This window comes from Mesorhizobium sangaii, from assembly GCF_014207355.1.
GTDB lineage: Bacteria > Pseudomonadota > Alphaproteobacteria > Rhizobiales > Rhizobiaceae > Mesorhizobium > Mesorhizobium sangaii.
On sequence record NZ_JACHEF010000001.1, the window covers coordinates 920,154 to 936,753 of the forward strand.

16 protein-coding genes and 1 pseudogene are annotated in these 16,600 nt (G+C 63.1%); 10 read left to right on the forward strand and 7 right to left on the reverse strand.

Going from position 1 to position 16,600, the window contains the following annotated elements; translation table 11 throughout:
• Positions 1 to 62: 62 nt before the first annotated feature.
• Positions 63 to 563 carry a DUF721 domain-containing protein gene (locus tag HNQ71_RS04605; RefSeq protein ID WP_184871380.1) on the reverse strand — a complete coding sequence of 167 codons (501 nt, stop codon included), beginning with the start codon at positions 561 to 563 and terminating at the stop codon, positions 63 to 65.
• A gap of 48 nt (positions 564 to 611) precedes the next feature.
• Here HNQ71_RS04605 and mutY point away from each other — a divergent pair, with 48 nt between their 5' ends.
• Both mutY and HNQ71_RS04615 read left to right on the forward strand, forming a co-directional pair.
• Positions 612 to 1,739, forward strand: a complete 1,128-nt coding sequence (gene mutY, locus HNQ71_RS04610) for an A/G-specific adenine glycosylase (RefSeq protein WP_184871381.1) — start codon at positions 612 to 614, stop codon at positions 1,737 to 1,739.
• Positions 1,736 to 2,347 carry an HAD family hydrolase gene (locus HNQ71_RS04615; protein WP_184871382.1) on the forward strand — a complete coding sequence of 204 codons (612 nt, stop codon included), beginning with the start codon at positions 1,736 to 1,738 and terminating at the stop codon, positions 2,345 to 2,347. The genes mutY and HNQ71_RS04615 overlap by 4 nt, the downstream gene beginning before the upstream one ends.
• Positions 2,348 to 2,413: 66 nt before the next feature.
• Here the strand turns inward: HNQ71_RS04615 and HNQ71_RS04620 are convergent, their stop codons facing one another.
• Positions 2,414 to 3,547 (reverse strand): site-specific DNA-methyltransferase, encoded by a 1,134-nt coding sequence (locus HNQ71_RS04620; protein WP_184871383.1) that lies wholly within the window; start codon positions 3,545 to 3,547, stop codon positions 2,414 to 2,416.
• A gap of 175 nt (positions 3,548 to 3,722) precedes the next feature.
• On the opposite strand from HNQ71_RS04620, the gene HNQ71_RS04625 reads away from it, so the two are divergent.
• Positions 3,723 to 4,439, forward strand: a complete 717-nt coding sequence (locus tag HNQ71_RS04625) for an HAD family hydrolase (protein WP_184871384.1) — start codon at positions 3,723 to 3,725, stop codon at positions 4,437 to 4,439.
• On the opposite strand, the gene HNQ71_RS04630 is transcribed toward HNQ71_RS04625, so the two are convergent.
• The gene (locus tag HNQ71_RS04630; protein WP_184871385.1) at positions 4,436 to 5,176 is read right to left on the reverse strand and encodes a hypothetical protein; all 741 of its coding nucleotides are present in this window, start codon (positions 5,174 to 5,176) and stop codon (positions 4,436 to 4,438) included. The genes HNQ71_RS04625 and HNQ71_RS04630 overlap by 4 nt on opposite strands.
• Positions 5,177 to 5,303: 127 nt before the next feature.
• Here HNQ71_RS04630 and thrC point away from each other — a divergent pair, with 127 nt between their 5' ends.
• Genes thrC through HNQ71_RS04650 form a run of 4 tightly spaced genes read left to right on the forward strand, consistent with a single transcriptional unit; the run spans position 5,304 to position 11,511 of the window.
• Positions 5,304 to 6,701: a threonine synthase gene (gene thrC / locus HNQ71_RS04635; protein ID WP_184871386.1), complete on the forward strand. Its 1,398-nt coding sequence runs from the start codon at positions 5,304 to 5,306 to the stop codon at positions 6,699 to 6,701.
• Between the two features lie 14 nt (positions 6,702 to 6,715).
• Entirely contained in the window at positions 6,716 to 8,008 is a 1,293-nt protein-coding gene (locus HNQ71_RS04640) for a M16 family metallopeptidase (RefSeq protein WP_095091948.1), read from the forward strand.
• Positions 8,009 to 8,022: 14 nt separating this feature from the next.
• Positions 8,023 to 8,619: a GNAT family N-acetyltransferase gene (locus tag HNQ71_RS04645; RefSeq protein WP_184871387.1), complete on the forward strand. Its 597-nt coding sequence runs from the start codon at positions 8,023 to 8,025 to the stop codon at positions 8,617 to 8,619.
• A gap of 3 nt (positions 8,620 to 8,622) precedes the next feature.
• Positions 8,623 to 11,511, forward strand: a complete 2,889-nt coding sequence (locus HNQ71_RS04650; protein WP_184871388.1) for an EAL domain-containing protein — start codon at positions 8,623 to 8,625, stop codon at positions 11,509 to 11,511.
• Between the two features lie 154 nt (positions 11,512 to 11,665).
• On the opposite strand, the gene HNQ71_RS04655 is transcribed toward HNQ71_RS04650, so the two are convergent.
• A complete protein-coding gene (locus HNQ71_RS04655) occupies positions 11,666 to 12,274 on the reverse strand; it encodes a YqgE/AlgH family protein (protein WP_184871389.1) in 609 nt (202 codons plus the stop codon).
• Between the two features lie 169 nt (positions 12,275 to 12,443).
• Between HNQ71_RS04655 and HNQ71_RS04660 the strand changes: the two genes are divergently transcribed.
• The 3 genes from HNQ71_RS04660 (at position 12,444) to HNQ71_RS04670 (ending at position 14,464) form a co-directional block, all read left to right on the forward strand.
• Positions 12,444 to 13,250: a protein-disulfide reductase DsbD domain-containing protein gene (locus tag HNQ71_RS04660; RefSeq protein ID WP_184871390.1), complete on the forward strand. Its 807-nt coding sequence runs from the start codon at positions 12,444 to 12,446 to the stop codon at positions 13,248 to 13,250.
• 184 nt (positions 13,251 to 13,434) lie between these two features.
• On the forward strand, positions 13,435 to 13,917 hold the full coding sequence (locus HNQ71_RS04665) for a peroxiredoxin (protein WP_184871391.1): 483 nt from the start codon (positions 13,435 to 13,437) through the stop codon (positions 13,915 to 13,917).
• A 67-nt stretch (positions 13,918 to 13,984) separates the two neighbouring features.
• Positions 13,985 to 14,464, forward strand: coding sequence for a DUF2938 domain-containing protein (locus HNQ71_RS04670; protein WP_184871392.1), 480 nt, complete (start codon positions 13,985 to 13,987; stop codon positions 14,462 to 14,464).
• A gap of 7 nt (positions 14,465 to 14,471) precedes the next feature.
• Here the strand turns inward: HNQ71_RS04670 and HNQ71_RS04675 are convergent.
• The 3 genes and pseudogenes from HNQ71_RS04675 to HNQ71_RS04685 all read right to left on the reverse strand — a co-directional run bounded on the left by HNQ71_RS04675 (position 14,472) and on the right by HNQ71_RS04685 (position 16,597).
• A pseudogene (locus HNQ71_RS04675) lies at positions 14,472 to 15,065 on the reverse strand (histidine phosphatase family protein).
• 42 nt (positions 15,066 to 15,107) lie between these two features.
• On the reverse strand, positions 15,108 to 15,638 hold the full coding sequence (gene rnhA / locus HNQ71_RS04680; protein ID WP_184871393.1) for a ribonuclease HI: 531 nt from the start codon (positions 15,636 to 15,638) through the stop codon (positions 15,108 to 15,110).
• Entirely contained in the window at positions 15,635 to 16,597 is a 963-nt protein-coding gene (locus HNQ71_RS04685) for a homoserine kinase (protein ID WP_184871394.1), read from the reverse strand. The genes rnhA and HNQ71_RS04685 overlap by 4 nt, the downstream gene beginning before the upstream one ends.
• Between the last annotated feature and the right edge of the window lie 3 nt (positions 16,598 to 16,600).

Below are 16,600 nucleotides of genomic sequence, written 5' to 3' on the forward strand. Positions count from 1 at the left end.
CCTGACAGGGGCGATCACGAATGCGAGATATTGAAGACAAATCCGAGATATTGACGACAAATCTATGACTTCCTTTCCCCAAGAATGGTGGCGCCGAGCCTTTCCAGCGAGGCGCGCAGCCCATCATCGTCGACCAGGCCGACGGTCGAGGACAATTTCGACTTCTCGGCCGCGGTCAGCGGCCTGAAGGTCGGTTTGCGCTTTCCTTTGTCCGCTGTCACCGGCTTCTGCAGGATCCTGATCCGGCTGATGGCGGTGAAACCGAGGAAGGCATTGACCCGGTTGATGATCTCGCTGGTCTCGTGCTGCAGATGCAGCGCCGCCATGCCTTCGCAGGCGATGACCAGCACCGCCGGCTCGAACGGATCGTCTTCATGCATGCGACGTGGCCACTGGATTTTCTCGGGACGCGAGCGGCTGGCAAGGCGTGGCCCGGCGATCTCTTCCCACGACTGGACGAGGCCGATCGAGATGCCGGCCCGCTTGCGCAGCACCGGGTCGAGGATTTTGGTCGCAAGATCGCTGACCGGGACGGGATTGCCGTAGGGCGTTCTCCCTGCCATGTACGTTCTCCAGCCTCACCAGCATCGGCCAAGGCCAATTCCCGATCAATGGCACCAGCAGACCAGACCCGCAAGACCGCATCCCCATTCGGCGACATCGCGACCCGCCTGCTCGGCTGGTACGATGTGCATCATCGCGAGTTGCCGTGGCGCATCACGCCGCAAGAGCATGCGCGCGGGGCGAGGCCTGATCCCTACTGCATCTGGCTGTCCGAAGTCATGCTGCAGCAAACCACGGTCGAGGCGGTGAAGGCCTATTTTCGCGTTTTCGTCGAGAAATGGCCGGATGTCGGGGCGCTGGCCGCGGCGCAGACCGAGGATGTGATGAAGGCCTGGGCCGGGCTCGGCTACTATTCCCGCGCGCGCAATCTCAAGGCCTGCGCCGACCTGGTGGCCCGGCGTGGCGGCCGGTTTCCCGACACCGAGGCCGGCCTCAGGGAACTGCCCGGCATCGGCGCCTATACATCGGCGGCGATCATGGCGATTGCCTTCGACCGCCCCGCTGCCGTCGTCGACGGCAATGTCGAACGCGTCATCTCCCGGCTGTTTTCGATCACAACGCCGCTGAGCGAAGCCAAGGCCGAGATACGCGCCCATGTCGAGCGCATAGTGCCAGGGACAAGGCCGGGCGATTTCGCCCAGGCTATGATGGATCTCGGCGCCACGATCTGCACACCACGCCGGCCGCGCTGCATGCTGTGCCCGCTGCGCGAAGACTGCAGCGCGGTCGTTTCAGGCGATCCCGAGCATTTCCCGGTGCGGCTGCCCAAGGCCGACAAGCCCCTGCGGCGCGGCGCGGCCTTCGTCGCCGTGCGCGGCGACGGCGCCATCTTGCTGCGCAAACGGGCGGAGAAAGGCCTGCTTGGCGGCATGACCGAAGTGCCGACGACAGCCTGGACGGCACGTATCGATGGCGCCACCACCCAAGCGGCAGCACCCTTTCCCGGCAACTGGAAGCCCGCGGGGCGGATCGCGCATGTGTTCACCCATTTCGCGCTCGAACTCGACGTGTTCCTTGCCCACACGAACGGCGAGACGCCGGCCGGCCATTTCTGGTCGCTGCCGTCGGACATTTCGGGCGAAGCACTGCCCACTGTCATGAAAAAGGCAATCGAGGCTGCGATACCCGGCGCGACGAAAAAACCGTCGCCACACAGTGCAAAAGGGGCCCCATGACTGAAATTCGCCACATCGTTTTCGACATCGGCAGAGTGCTGATCCACTACGATCCGAATATCCCGTTCAGCCGCCTCATTCCGGATGCCGAAGAGAGAAAGTGGTTCTTCGACAATGTCTGCACGCATGACTGGAACATCGAGCAGGATCGCGGCCGGACATGGCAAGAGGCCGAGGCGCTGCTGATCGCGGAGCATCCCGATCACGCGGAAAACATCCGCAATTTCCGCCGCTACTGGCACGACATGGTGCCGCATGCCTATGACGACAGCGTTGCCATCATGGTCGGCCTGATCGAGAGCGGCCACGACGTGACCATGCTGACCAATTTCGCCACCGACACACTGGCCGAGGCGCGCAAACGCTTCGATTTTCTCGAACGGCCGCGCGGCGTCACCATCTCCGGCGAAGTCGGGATGATCAAGCCGGATCGCGGCATCTACGATCATCACGTCGCCGCGTTCGGGCTCGAGCCGTCGGCCACGCTGTTCATCGACGACAGCCCCAGGAATGTCGACGGCGCCAAGGCGGCCGGCTGGCAAGCGGTGCTGTTCACCGATGCCAAAACGCTTCAAGCAGACCTTCAACGCCTCGGAATCAAGTCGTGATTTGAATCGCTTCCGGTGATCCGTTGATATCTTGAGTCAGCGACAATGATCGCAATCGGCAGGGGTTCAGGCCCCTGCCCGCTCCATGCCGAGCCGGGCAATGCGGCGAAGCTCGTCGATCGGGGTCAGGCCGCCGCTGCGCTCATAGTGCCAGAAGGTCCAGCCGTTGCAGGCGTCCAGGCCCTGCACTTCGGCGCCGATCTTGTGGATCGAGCCGGCGCTGTCGCCGATCGCCACGGTGCCATCGGCGCGCACCTTGGCCGCCCAGCGCTTCTTGGCGTCGTAGAGCGTGGCGCCTGGAACCATCAGCCCGGTGTCGATGAGGCTGACGAAGGCGACGCGTGGCTCGGCACGCTTGCCGGTGAGCACGGTCAGATCGGCGCCGTCCAGCGGCCGAACCGCGTCGATGCGCTCGTTGGCGGCATCGATATAGGCCTGCTCGCGCTCGATGCCGACGAAATGGCGGCCCAGGCGCTTGGCCACCGCGCCGGTGGTGCCTGAACCGAAGAACGGGTCGAGCACGATGTCGCCCGGTTTGGTCGAGGCCATCAAGATGCGGGCGAGCAGTGCTTCCGGCTTCTGCGTCGGATGCAGCTTGTCGCCATTGTCGTTCTTCAGCCGCTCGCCGCCGGTGCAGATCGGGAACAGCCAGTCGGAGCGCATCTGGATGTCGTCGTTCGAGGCCTTCATGGCTTCGTAGTTGAAGGTGTAACCCTTGCCTTTCTGGTCGCGCGACGCCCAGATCATCGTCTCATGCGCATTCTGGAACCGGCGGCCACGGAAATTCGGCATCGGATTGGTCTTGCGCCAGACGACGTCGTTGAGGATCCAGAACCCCAGATCCTGCATCTTAGCGCCGACCCGGAAGATGTTGTGATACGAGCCGATGACCCAGATGGTTCCATTCGGCTTCAGCACCCGCCGCGCCGCCAGCAGCCAGGCGCGGGTGAAGGCGTCGTAGGCCTCGAAGCTCTCGAACTGGTCCCAATCGTCGTCGACGGCATCGACCTTCGATTGGTCGGGCCGGTGCAGGTCGCCATCGAGTTGCAGATTGTAGGGCGGATCGGCGAAAATGACGTCGATCGACTTTTCCGGCAGCCGATCGAGCGCGGCAACGCAGTCGCCCTTGAGGATCGTGTCCAGCCATTCGGATTGCTGGGGGGCGTGGGATAGCTCGTCGAGAAGACGCACGGCAGACATTCTGACACCCAAGGCACGCGTTACAGTTTTACTCTCTGTTATGGTTACCGATCAGCGTAAATATTCGGTGAAGGCCAAACCGCGGATCTCCAAATTTGCGAAGCCGGCCCTGTTGGTGTATGCCGCGCCGCCTGAACCTTCCCTGGCCCTTCATCCTCCCATTGTCCGGATCACCATGCCCCAGCCAGACCTTGTCATTTTCGATTGCGACGGCGTGCTCGTCGATTCCGAAATCGTCGCCGCGCGGGTCGAGGCGGAACTGCTGACCATGGCCGGCTACGAAATATCGGCTGAGGAACTGGCTGAGACCTACGCCGGACTGACCTTCAAGGACATCATGATGCGGGTCGAGGAGAAATCCAGCATCCCGTTCCAGGCCTCGCTGATCGACCGCGCCGAAGACCTGGTCGATCGCAAATTGCGCAGCGACGTCCGCGCCATCGACGGTGCGCGCGAGGCGGTCGCCGCGGTCACCGTGCCGCACTGCGTCTGCTCGAATTCGCGTTCCGAGCGGATCGAATTCATGCTGGAGAAAGTGCAGTTGCTGCCGTATTTCGCCGGCCGGATCTTTTCGGCCCTGGAGATACCAAGCAAGAAGACCAAACCGGCGCCCGACGTGTTCCTGTTCGCGGCGGAGAAACTCAACGCCAAGCCGGCGAACACTTTTGTCATCGAGGATTCCGTGCACGGCGTCCATGGCGCCAGGACGGCCGGTATGCGCGTGATCGGCTTTACCGGCGCCGGCCACAGCTACCCCGGTCATGCCGACGCCTTGACGGAAGCCGGCGCCGAGACGGTCATTCGCCGCTGGGCGGAGCTGAAAAGCGTGATCGCCGCGCTGTCGGAGTGGTCGGCTGACGCCCGAGAGATTTGCGTCGCAACGCGAGACTAGTTCGTCACGACAGCCTTCTTCTTGTGATTCTTCTTCGGCTTGTCCGTCGTCGCCTTCGGCGCGGTTTCATCATAGCCGGCAAAGGCCTGATAGTCCTGCGCCGACGGTTCGGGCACGACGACATTGGAATCCGTGAAGACAAACTGCGTCGCGACCGACGGGTCGGTGACCTGGATCTGATACGGATGGATCTGCGAGTAGAGGACATCCGTGCCATGCATCACCGCGATACGGATCGGCATGGTGATGGTGCCGGGGGAGAATTTCGGTCCGGGCACAACCTTGCCGGCGACCGCTATCTTCATCGTCAACTGCCCGTTGGCGCGCAGGCAATCACGGGTCACGTCGCTGATCGACGCCTGGTAGATGATGTTCGCAGACTCGTCGGGCGCGGTCGCAGCCGCGTTGGCCGCGGCCTGCGCCTCCTGGGCCTGTTGCTCGGCCTCGGCCTGGTTCCTCGGCTTGCGCATGGCCTTCGACTTGGGCTTCTGGACGCCCTTGGCATAGGTGTTGAAGAAGGCCGTGCCGTCGCGCACCGTTACTCTGGGACAATAGGCCTGCAACTGGCTGGCCAGGACCTTGGGATCCTGTGGCGGAGGCGGCGTCGTCGGATCCTTCTTGCCGAAGCCGAGGTCCAGGATGCCATTGTCGCTCGATTGGCAGCCGGCGGCGGCGAGCATAAAGCCGGTGAGCGCCAGACCCGCCAAAAAGCGGCCACTGAATGTACGAAACGCCATGAAGCTGCACTTCCCTCTCGCAAAGCTGGTGACGTATATCAACCGCGCGGCAAAAATGCGACTGAGCCAGCGCAGAAATTAACCACCTTGTGGTGAACGGAAAACCCAGCGGTAACGGATTTGTGACATGCACTATGTGAGTACCCGCGGCGAAGCGCCCGTGCTTGGATTTTCGGACGCCGTGCTGGCTGGCCTGGCGCGCGACGGCGGGCTCTACGTGCCGCGCGAGTGGCCGCAGTTTTCCGCTGCCGAGATCCGCGCCATGCGCGGCCTTGCCTATCCCGACCTTGCGATCCGCGTGCTGTCGCCCTTCCTTGGCGACGAAATCCCGGCGCCCGTCTTCGAGCGCCTGGTCCGCGAAGCCTATGCCACCTTCCGCCACGAGGCCGTCTGCCCGCTGGTGCAGACCGGCCCCAACACCTTCATCCTGGAACTCTTCCACGGGCCGACGCTGGCCTTCAAGGACGTGGCGATGCAGCTTCTGGCCCGACTGATGGACCATGTGCTTGCCGAACGCGACCAGCACGCCACCATCGTCGGCGCCACCTCGGGCGATACCGGCGGCGCCGCCATCGATGCCTTTGCCGGGCGCAGCCGCACCGACATCTTCATCCTTTTCCCGCATGGCCGCGTCTCGCCGGTGCAGCAGCGGCAGATGACGACGTCGACCGCGCAAAATGTCCATGCGCTGGCGATCGAAGGCAATTTCGACGATTGCCAGGGCCTGCTCAAGGACATGTTCAACGATCACGGCTTTCGCGACCGGGTTGCGCTTTCGGGCGTCAATTCGATCAACTGGGCCCGCATCATGGCCCAGATCGTCTATTATTTCTCCTCGGCGCTGTCGCTGGGCGCGCCGGACAGGCCGGTCTCCTTCACTGTGCCGACAGGTAATTTCGGCGATATCTTCGCCGGCTACGCCGCCAAGAAGATGGGCCTGCCGATCGAGCGGCTGATCATCGCCACCAACGACAACGACATCCTGGCGCGCACTTTCGCAACCGGCGAATATCGCACCAAGGGCGTTTTTGCGACCACTTCGCCGTCGATGGACATCCAGGTGTCGTCGAATTTCGAGCGCTTGCTGTTCGAGGCCTCCGACCGTGACGCGGCGACCGTGCGGCGCTACATGGACAGTCTCAAGCAGTCCGGCGCTTTCACCATCGAAACCCAGCAAATCGCCGCGATGCGGTCCGAATTCGACGCCGGCCGCGCGACCATGGACGAGGTCGCCGCCACCATCCGTTCGACACTCGCCGGCAGCAACTACCTGCTCGATCCGCACACCGCGGCAGCCGTGCATGTGGCGGCGGGCAAGGCTTCAGGCGCGGTGCCGATGGTGGTGCTTGGCACCGCCCATCCGGCAAAGTTCCCCGCCGCCGTCGAAGCCGCCAGCGGCGTCTCGCCCGCACTGCCCGCATGGCTAGGTGGGTTGATGACATCGGAGGAAAAATACACGGTACTTCCATCCGACCTGAAAATGGTGGAAGATTACGTCGGCCGCCGCGCGCGGGCGGCGCGTTAGGGAGTAGTAGCCATATGGGTGTTGAGGTAAGCCGTCTGTCGAACGGCCTGACAGTCGCCACCGAAACCCTTCAAAGCATCGAATCGGTTGCCCTTGGTGCCTGGGTCAAGTCAGGTGCCCGCAATGAACGTGACGAAGAGCATGGCATGGCCCATCTGCTCGAGCACATGGCGTTCAAGGGCACGAAAAGGCGAAGCGCCTTCGAAATCGCCTCGGAGATCGAGGACGTCGGCGGCGAGATCAACGCCGCCACCAGCGTCGAGACCACCTCCTACTATGCCAGGGTGCTCTCCGACGACGTTCCGCTGGCCGTCGACATTCTTGCCGACATCCTGCAGGAGTCCGAGTTCGACCCGCAGGAGCTCGAACGCGAGCAGCATGTGATCCTGCAGGAGATCGGCGCCGCACACGACACGCCCGACGACATCGTCTTCGACCGTTTCACCGAGACAGCCTTCCGCCACCAGACGATCGGCCGCTCGATCCTGGGCACGCCGGAAACCGTCAAATCCTTCACCTCGAAGCAGTTGCACGATTTCATCGAGCGGCAATACGGCGCCGAGCGCATGGTGATCGTCGCTGCCGGCGACATCAAGCACGACAATTTCGTGCGCGAGGTTGAAAAGCAACTCGGCGGCTTCCGCAGCAAGGCCGACAGCACCATCCCGCAATATGCGCAATATGTCGGCGGCGACTTCCGTGAGGACCGCGACCTGATGGACGCGCAAATCGTGCTGGGCTTCGAGGGCCGCGCCTATCATGTGCGCGACTTCTATGCCTCGCAGGTGCTGTCGATGATCCTCGGCGGCGGCATGTCGTCGCGTCTTTTCCAGGAGGTTCGCGAAAAGCGCGGCCTATGCTATTCGGTCTATGCCTTCCACTGGGGCTTTTCCGACACCGGCGTCTTCGGCGTCCATGCCGCGACCGGCCAGAGCGACATTGCCGAACTGGTGCCGGTCATCATCGACGAACTGCAGAAGGCCGGCGAGAAGATCCTGCAGGAAGAACTCGACCGGGCGCGCGCCCAATATCGCGCCGGGCTGATCATGTCCGCCGAAAGCCCAGCCAGCCGCGCCTCCCAGATCGCACGGCAGCTGCTTCTGTTCGGCCGGCCGATCGCCAAGGAGGAATTGATGGAACGGCTGTCGGCGCTCACGATCGAGCGGCTGACCGACCTGTCGTCGCGGCTGTTCTCGACCAAGCCGACGCTGACAGCTGTCGGGCCTGTGGGTACGCTGGCGCCATACGAGGCGATCCTCGATTCGCTTGCGGGCACGCAGACCGCGACCCGCAAGCTCGCCGTCTAAGCCCTCAAAGCGTCGTGTTCGCGCTTCCTTTCTTTCGCCGTGACCTGCCGGCGCTGAAGGGTGACCAGGTCATGTTGCGCGTGCCCTTCACGAATGACTATCGCGAATGGGCGGCGGTGCGGGGCGAAAGCCGTGCCTTTCTCGAACCATGGGAGCCACGCTGGACTCCAGATGAACTCGACCGCACCGCGTGGCGGCTGCGCATCAGCCGCTACCGCGAAGACTACGCGCAGGGAACTGCGATCGCCTTCTTCATATTCGAAAAGAGCAGCGGCAAGCTGGCGGGCGGCATCACGCTCGGCAACATACGCCATGGCGTCTCGCAAAGCGGCCATGTCGGCTATTGGATCGGCGAGCGCTTTGGCGGTCGTGGCCTGATGACCGATGCGGTCAAGGTGGTGACGCGCTTCGCCTTCGATACGCTGAGGTTGCACCGGATCGAAGCGGCCTGTATTCCCGACAACGCCCGGTCGATCCGCGTGCTTGAAAAAGCCGGATTCCGGCGCGAAGGACTTCTGCGATCCTATCTCAGGATCAACGGCATCTGGCAGGATCACTACCTCTACGCCCGGATCGCGGACGATCCGCCGGGCGCTGGAACGAAGGACTGATTTTTGACGAATTTCCTGCGAAACGGGCCGCTGTTCGCCTTTGTCCTCGCGACAATCCTGACGCTGTGCGCGGCATCGTCGGCCTTCGCCGTCGAACCTATCAAGATTGCCCGCGACGACGTCGCGCTCGACCTTTCGGGCGCCGTCGAGATCTACCGGAACCAGGGCGAGAATTTCCAGGTGTCGACCGCTCCCGGACCGGACGGCATCGTGCGGCGCATCGAGGTCGAGGCCAATGATGCGCGCTCGACCGGCGACTGGGCGGTGTTCGCGCTGGCCAACACCACCGACCAGCAGCTCGACCGGCTGATCGTCGCGCCGCATTTCCGGCTGGTGAATTCCGGCATCTTCTGGCCCGATCTCGGCTCGACCCGTATCGCCGCCATCACGCCCAGCGAGGGCTTCGCTCTCGACCGCCAGACCAGCCCCGACGCCGATGTGTTCCGGGTGACGCTGAACCCGGGCACGGTGATCACCTTCATCGCCGAACTGGCTTCGCCGAAACTGCCGCAGGTCTATTTGTGGGACCCGGAATCCTACAAGGACTCGGTCAATTCCTACACGCTGTTTCGCGGCATCGTCATCGGCATCGCCGGCCTGCTGGCGCTGTTCCTGACCATCCTTTTCGTGGTCAAGGGAACCTCGATGTTCCCGGCGACCGCGGCGCTCGCCTGGGCGGTGCTGGCCTATATCTGCGTCGATTTCGGCTTCCTCAACAAGATCATCGAGATCTCGCCCGGCAACGAGCAGATGTGGCGAGCGGGAACGGAGGTGGCGCTGGCGGGAACCTTCGTGGTGTTCCTGTTCGCCTATCTCAATCTCAACCGATGGCACGGCCATTTCAGCTATGGCGCGCTGGTCTGGATCCTTGGACTGCTGCTGATCGCCGGCGTCGCCATCGTCGATCCGGCGGTCGCCGCCGGCATCGCCAGGCTGTCCTTCGCCGCAACCGCGCTGACCGGGCTCGGCCTGATCATCTTCCTCGGCATACGCGGCTACGATCGCGCCATCATGCTGGTGCCCAGTTGGGTCATGGTGCTGTTGTGGCTGTGCGGGTCGTGGATGGCGATCACCGGTATGCTCGACAACGACATCGCCCAGCCGGCATTGGGTGGCGGGCTGATCCTGATCATCCTTCTGATCGGCTTCACCGTCATGCAGCACGCCTTTGCCGGCGGCGCGCTGCACCAGGGCCTGTTCTCCGACCTCGAGCGGCAGGCGCTGGCAGTGGCCGGATCGGGCGATACGGTGTGGGACTGGGACGTGCTGCGCGACCGCGTCGTCACCAAGCCCGATGTCAGCATCCAGCTCGGCCTGGCGCCAAACAGCCTTGGCGGTGCCGCGCGCAACTGGCTGCCGGTGCTGCATGCCGACGACCGCGACACCTTCCGCACGACGCTCGACGTGGTGCTGGAACACCGGCGCGGCCGGGTGTCGCAGAACTTCCGCCTGCGCGGCGCCGACGGCCACTATCACTGGTTCTCGCTGCGCGCGCGGCCGGTGATCGGGTCGGACGGCGAAGTCATTCGCTGCGTCGGCACCATGGTCGACGTCACCGAGCAGAAGAAATCCGAGGAGCGTCTGTTGCACGACGCCGTGCACGACAATTTGACCGGGCTGCCGAACCGCGAATTGTTGATGAACCGGCTGGAAGCGGTCATCTCGATCGCCCGCACCGAGGAGAAAGTACGCCCGACCGTCTTCGTCATCGATATCGACCGTTTCAAGCAGGTTAATGACGGGCTCGGCATCTCGGCCGGCGACACCATCCTTTTGACCATTGCGCGCCGGCTGCACCGGCTGCTCAAGCCGAAGGATTCGCTGTCGCGTTTTGTCGGCGATCAGTTCGCGCTGATGCTGTTGTCCGAACAGGATCCGTCCCGCATCGCCGCCGTCGCCGATGCCATCAAGCATGCCATCAACAACCCGATCACCTTCGCCAAACGCGAGATCGTGCTGACCGCATCGATCGGACTGATCACCTGGAACTCGACGCAGATGTCGGCCGAGGACATGGTCAAGGATGCCGAGCTTGCCATGCATCAGGCCAAGCGCTTCGGCGGTGACAGGATCGAGCCGTTCCGCCCGGCCTTCCGCACCGTCGGCACCGACAGGCTGCAGTTCGAATCCGACCTGCGGCGCGCCATCGAGCGGCGCGAATTCACACTCGCCTATCAGCCGATCGTGCGGCTGGAGGATGGCAGCGTAGCCGGCTTCGAGGCCTTGCTGCGCTGGGACCATCCGCGCCGCGGCATGATCCCGCCGGCGGATTTCATCCCGGTTGCCGAAAGCTGCGGGCTGATCGTGCAGCTCGGCCTGTTCGCCATGCAGCAGGCGGCCGAGGACCTCGCCGGATGGCAGAAGCAGATCGGCGACGCGCCGCTGTCGGTCTCGGTCAACCTGTCCAGCCGCCAGCTTATCCGCCGCGACCTGGTCAGCGATGTCCGCTCGGTCATCGCACGCGCCAATCTGAAGCCGCGCTGCTTCCGGCTCGAGCTCACCGAATCGCTGGTGATGGACAATCCCGAGCAGACCGCCCATGTGCTGACCAAGCTGAAGCAGCTCGGCATCGGCCTGTCGCTGGACGATTTCGGCACCGGCTATTCCTCACTGGCCTATCTGACGCGTTTCCCCTTCGACACGATCAAGATCGACAAGAGCTTTGTCGACGACAACACACCCAAACGCGCGGTGCTGCTCAAATCCATGGTCAACATGGCGCATGAACTCGGACTGTCCGTGGTCGCCGAGGGCATTTCGGACGAAAGCGATGCGCTGGAGCTGCGCCAGATGGGTTGCGAATATGTGCAGAGCTTCATGTTCGGCGCACCGATGCCGGGCGACCAGGTGCTGAAGACGCTGAAGGAACAGTATCCGCTGACGCAGGCGTGAGAGCCTGTTGGAGACTCTACTCTGACGGCCATCTGATGATGTTTTCTGCGCTTCTGGTGCTCACGGACCCAAAAGTCCGCTCCGCTCCGGTTCTCGAAACCACCACCATATGACTCGCCAGAGCGAGTTTCGAAACAGGCTCTGGGATGATGATTCAGGCGTGTCCGGCGGCGAGGCTGAGATGGGCGAGGTCGATGCCGATCGAGGCGAGGATGCGGTCGTATTTGCGCTCGATGTCGGTGTCGAACAGAAGCTCGGCGTTGGCCGGGCAAGTCAGCCAGCCATTCTCGGCGATCTCGGTCTCCAACTGGCCGGCGCCCCAACCCGAATAGCCGAGCGCCATCAGCGCGTGACGGGGTCCACGGCCAGACGAAATGGCGCGCAATATGTCGACGGTGGCGGTCAGGCAGATGTCGTCCGAAACGGTCAGCGACGATTCCACCCGGTAGTCGCCCGAATGCAGGACAAATCCCCGGCTGCGATCAACGGGCCCGCCATTGCGCACGACGAAATCGCGCGCCTGCGCCGGCAGGCGGATCGCTTCCTGTTCGTTCATGATGCCCAGTTGCACGAGCAGATCCGGAAACAGCATCTGCTGTGTCTGGTTGATGATCAGCCCCATCGCGCCTTCATCGCTGTGCGCGCAGACGTAGATGACCGAGCGCGTGAAACGGTCGTCCTTCATGCCGGGCATGGCAATCAGGAACTGATCGTCGAGAAAACCGCGGCTGGCGGCCTTCTTCTTGTGGCGCAACAAGTCCATGAAGGCAAAGGTAACGCGTTTCCAAAGCGCCGAAAAGATGCACCGTGCGGGATTCGACCAAAGCCTATGCGACCAGGAAGAGCATTCTTCCCTCGAGGTCACGCAAATATGATACCGGCAAGGTCATGAAGACATTGCGCGGCCACGAACGGACGATCAAATCACCGCCATGCAAAGCTTGAAAATCCTGCTGCTCGGCGCCGCCATCGGATCGGCAACCGCGCTTCCCGCCGCCGCCTCTTCATCGTCGTGGTACAACAGCGAAGGCGGCAAGGTCCGGCTGGTGACGAGCGGCAAGGCCGATGCCGCCGGCCGCATCCAGGGCGTTCTCGACATAGCACTCAAGCCCGGCTGGAAGACTTACTGGCGTGACCCGGGCGACGCGGGCGTGCCGCCGCAGCTCGACATTTCAGCCAGCACGAACATCGCCGATGCCCAGCTTTCCTTCCCGCCGCCGCAGCGTCATGACGAAGGCTACGGCAAATGGGCAGGCTACGACTATCCGGTTTCGCTACCGGTCGTGTTCACGCTGTCGGCGGCGAAAGATCCAGCCGTCATCGACGCCGACATCTTTCTGGGCATTTGTGAAACGATCTGCATTCCGGTGCAGACGCGGCTGACCGTCGACCCCGGCTCCGATCCGGACAATGCCGAAGACACGGCGCTGGTGAAGGCGAGCTTCGCGGCGTTGCCCACACCCGCAAGGTCCGATTTCGGCATCAACGTGCTGCCGGGCGACCACGAAACGCTGGTTGTCGAGGCGAGCTTTCCCGGCGATCCGGAGGCGGCGGATTTCTTTGTCGCCGGCGAGCGGGACTACATGTTCGGCACCCCTGCCCGCAGCGAAAAGGACGGCAAGCTGATCTTCACCGTGCCGATCCTCGACCGCCCGTCGACAACGCCGACGGATGGCGGGCTTCACTATACGCTGACGAGTTCGGCCGGCGCCGTCGAAGGGCTTCTGCCATTTCCTTAAGGCGCATCGCATTGAACGGATTCATACGACGCGCATTGAGGTCCTCTCTTTGTCCATGTCGTTGTCCCAGAACGGCTGCGCACTTTGGGCGACATGGACCGGTGCCGCCCCTTGAAGGTTGCAGAGGGCCGCCGAGTTCGCTACGCAATCACACGACCTCCCCCTTTTTCCAGACGAGGAACTCATGACCATTTCCGTTGGCGACAAGCTGCCTGATGTGACCTTCAAGACGATGACCGCCGACGGCGCGAAGCCGATCACGTCGGCCGAGATTTTCACAGGCAAGAAGATTGTGCTTTTCGGTGTTCCGGGCGCCTTCACGCCGACCTGCAGCAACAACCATTTGCCCGGCTATCTCGAAAACCATGACGCCATCCTGGCACGCGGCGTCGATACCATCGCCGTCGTTTCGGTCAACGACGTCCATGTCATGGGCGCCTGGGCGCGCTTTACCGGCGGCGAAGGCAAGATCCTGTTCCTCGCCGACGGCAGCGGCGACTTCGCCAAGGCGGTTGGCCTCGACAACGACCTTTCCGCAGGTGGCATGGGACTGCGCTCGAAGCGGTTTTCGATGATCGTCGATGACGGCAAGGTCACCGCGCTCAATGTCGAGACCAAGCCCGGGGTCGACGAGTCCGGCGCGGCTCATCTTCTGGGACAGCTCTAAAATCTCGGCGGCGGCGTCGGGCCAGGACCGCAAGGCCTCGCCCGACAGCTTTGGGGGGACCGCGACGATGTCTGACATCTTCTGGCGCAGTATCGCGATCGGCATCGGCGCCACGGCGCTGATGGATATATGGGCGATTTTCCTGAACACGGTGTTTGCCCAGCCACGACCGAACTGGGGCCTGGTCGGCCGCTGGGTGTGGCATCTCAGGGAAGGCAAGGTCTTTCACGACGATATCGGCGATGCAAAGCCGTACGCGCAGGAAGTGGCGCTGGGATGGGCCTTTCATTATCTTGTCGGCATCGTCTACGGCATCATCCTGGTCGCGCTGGCCGGAACGGCATGGCTGGCGGCGCCGACCTTCCTGCCCGCCTTCATCCTCGGCATCGTCACCGTCGGCGCCGGCTGGTTCCTGCTGGCGCCTGGCATGGGTGCCGGCTGGGCCGCCTCGAAACGGCCCAACCCGATGCAGATCCGCGCCCTCAACCTGGTGTCGCACACGGTGTTCGCGCTCGGGCTTTACGGCACGGTGCTGCTGATCCGCTGAAGCGAAGTTAGTCGTCGCGACGCTGAACCGGCCCGTCGATCGGCTGCCATCCGTGGACAAGGCGGCGTGCGCCGACATCGTAGGCGAAGTGGTTGCCGCCGCCCGCCGGTTGATCCGCTTCGCGGCTGATTTGCCGACCGCTGAGGGCGAGCAGCAGCAGCGTTCCGACTCCCCCATGGCCCACGAAGGCAATGTCGCCCGCGTCGGCGGTGCCGAGCACAGCATCGACCTCGCTTACGATGCGATGCTGTGCATCGATGGCCCGCTCCCATCCGCGAATGCTGTCATGAGGATTGGCGAAGAACTGGTCCGCGACCGCTTCGAACTCGGGCGGCGGCAAAAACCCCGTCGCCGATCGGTCGTTCTCATGCATCCGTTCCCTCACCTCGATGGCAAGGCCGAGATGCGTCGCGAGGATTTCGGCGGTCTCCAGTGCCTTGCGTTCAGCCTACGACACGATGCGCCGGATCGACCCGACCCAGGGCTGTTCGAGCATTGCAACCGCTCTCGCTCGTCCGATGTCGGACAACCCCCATTCCGGCACGGGAATGTTGGCATCGACCTGAACCTGGGGATGCGTGACATAATACAGGATCGGCATGATCGAGGCTCCCTGCCTGAGAGTGCTGACCTTCTCCTGAGTTCAATAACTCTGGGTCGAGCGCCGCGCCTTCGCCACAACCGGCTGTTTTGCCTGCGCAACTGGCCTTGGCGCTGCAGCCGGCTTGACCGGGCCTTTCTTGAACGGCGCCATGCCTTCACGCGCAAGCTCGTCGGCACGCTCGTTCTCGGCATGGCCGGCATGGCCCTTGACCCAGTTCCAGGTCACCTTGTGACGCCTGTTGGCCTCATCCAGCGCCTGCCACAGTTCGCCATTCTTGACCGGCTTCTTGTCGGCGGTCTTCCAGCCGTTCTTCTTCCAGCCGTGGATCCACTTGGAAATGCCATCCATGACGTATTTGCTGTCGGTGTGAAGGTCGACCGTGCAAGGTTCCTTCAACGCATTCAGCGCCGAGATGGCGGCGAGCAGTTCCATGCGGTTGTTTGTGGTCTCCGCCTCGCCTCCGGAAAGCTCCTTGGTGGTGCCGTTGAAGCGCAGGATCGCGCCCCAGCCGCCAGGGCCAGGATTGCCCGAACAGGCGCCGTCGGTGAAGATCTCAACGTGTTTGCTCATGCCAATCCATATTCCGAAGGAGACCTGATCGCCCGATGGAATCGCATCCTGCGGATATATTCGGTCGGATCGCGTTTCATCACCAGCCCGCCATTGGGGACGGTCAACCAGTCGTAGAGCCGGGTCAGCATGAAGCGCAGCGCCGAGCCGCGCGCCAGCATCGGCAGCGCCGCCTTTTCCTGGTCGCTCAGGGGACGCACGCTCTGATAGCCGGCCAGCAATGCCTTGCCCTTGGTCAGGTTGAAGGAAAAATCCTTCTCGAAGCACCAGGCGTTGAGGCAGGTGGCGACATCGTAGGCGTAGAGGTCGTCGCAGGCGAAATAGAAGTCGATCAGGCCGGAAAGCTTCTCGCCGAGGAAGAACACATTGTCCGGGAAAAGATCGGCATGGATGATGCCTTGGGGAAGGTCTTTCGGCCAGTTCCGCTCGAATTCGGCGAAGTCGGCATCGACCTCGGCCGCCAGGCCCGGCTCAACCTCGTCGGCGCGGTCGCGGGCGGCGTTCCAAAGCTTGCGCCAGCCGTCGATGGCGAGTGCGTTTGAGCGCGTCATCGAAAAGTCGGCTCCGGCCAGATGCAGGGCCGCCAGGGCCTTGCCGACCTCGCCGCAATGCGTTGATGTCGGCCGCCGCAGCGAGAGCCCTTCGAGGAAGGTGATGATGACCGCCGGCCGGCCGGCGAGCGTGCCGATAACGCTGCCGTCATGTGCGGTCACCGGCAACGGGCAAGAGACGCCTTTTTTGGCAAGATGGCCCATCAACCCGAGAAAAAACGGCAGATCCGCCTTCTCGACGCGCTTTTCATAGAGCGTCAGGATGTAGGAGCCGCTGGAGGTGTGCAGCAGGAAGTTCGAGTTCTCGGTCCCTTCGGCAATGCCCTTGTAGGATAGGAGATTACCGACCGGATAGTGCTTCAGGAATGCGCCGAGTTCGCCTTCGGCAACGTCGGTGTAGACCGCCATGTG

Excerpts from the sequence above, each read along its gene's own strand:
- HNQ71_RS04665 (WP_184871391.1), top strand. The coding sequence starts at position 13,435 with ATGACCATTTCCGTTGGCGACAAGCTGCCTGATGTGACCTTCAAGACG.
- HNQ71_RS04660 (WP_184871390.1), top strand. The coding sequence starts at position 12,444 with ATGCAAAGCTTGAAAATCCTGCTGCTCGGCGCCGCCATCGGATCGGCA.
- HNQ71_RS04670 (WP_184871392.1), top strand. The coding sequence starts at position 13,985 with ATGTCTGACATCTTCTGGCGCAGTATCGCGATCGGCATCGGCGCCACG.
- HNQ71_RS04630 (WP_184871385.1), bottom strand. The coding sequence starts at position 5,176 with ATGGCGTTTCGTACATTCAGTGGCCGCTTTTTGGCGGGTCTGGCGCTC.
- thrC (WP_184871386.1), top strand. The coding sequence starts at position 5,304 with ATGCACTATGTGAGTACCCGCGGCGAAGCGCCCGTGCTTGGATTTTCG.
- HNQ71_RS04685 (WP_184871394.1), bottom strand. The coding sequence starts at position 16,597 with ATGGCGGTCTACACCGACGTTGCCGAAGGCGAACTCGGCGCATTCCTG.
- HNQ71_RS04655 (WP_184871389.1), bottom strand. The coding sequence starts at position 12,274 with ATGGACTTGTTGCGCCACAAGAAGAAGGCCGCCAGCCGCGGTTTTCTC.
- HNQ71_RS04640 (WP_095091948.1), top strand. The coding sequence starts at position 6,716 with ATGGGTGTTGAGGTAAGCCGTCTGTCGAACGGCCTGACAGTCGCCACC.
- HNQ71_RS04625 (WP_184871384.1), top strand. The coding sequence starts at position 3,723 with ATGCCCCAGCCAGACCTTGTCATTTTCGATTGCGACGGCGTGCTCGTC.
- rnhA (WP_184871393.1), bottom strand. The coding sequence starts at position 15,638 with ATGAGCAAACACGTTGAGATCTTCACCGACGGCGCCTGTTCGGGCAAT.
- HNQ71_RS04615 (WP_184871382.1), top strand. The coding sequence starts at position 1,736 with ATGACTGAAATTCGCCACATCGTTTTCGACATCGGCAGAGTGCTGATC.
- mutY (WP_184871381.1), top strand. The coding sequence starts at position 612 with ATGGCACCAGCAGACCAGACCCGCAAGACCGCATCCCCATTCGGCGAC.
- HNQ71_RS04605 (WP_184871380.1), bottom strand. The coding sequence starts at position 563 with ATGGCAGGGAGAACGCCCTACGGCAATCCCGTCCCGGTCAGCGATCTT.
- HNQ71_RS04620 (WP_184871383.1), bottom strand. The coding sequence starts at position 3,547 with ATGTCTGCCGTGCGTCTTCTCGACGAGCTATCCCACGCCCCCCAGCAA.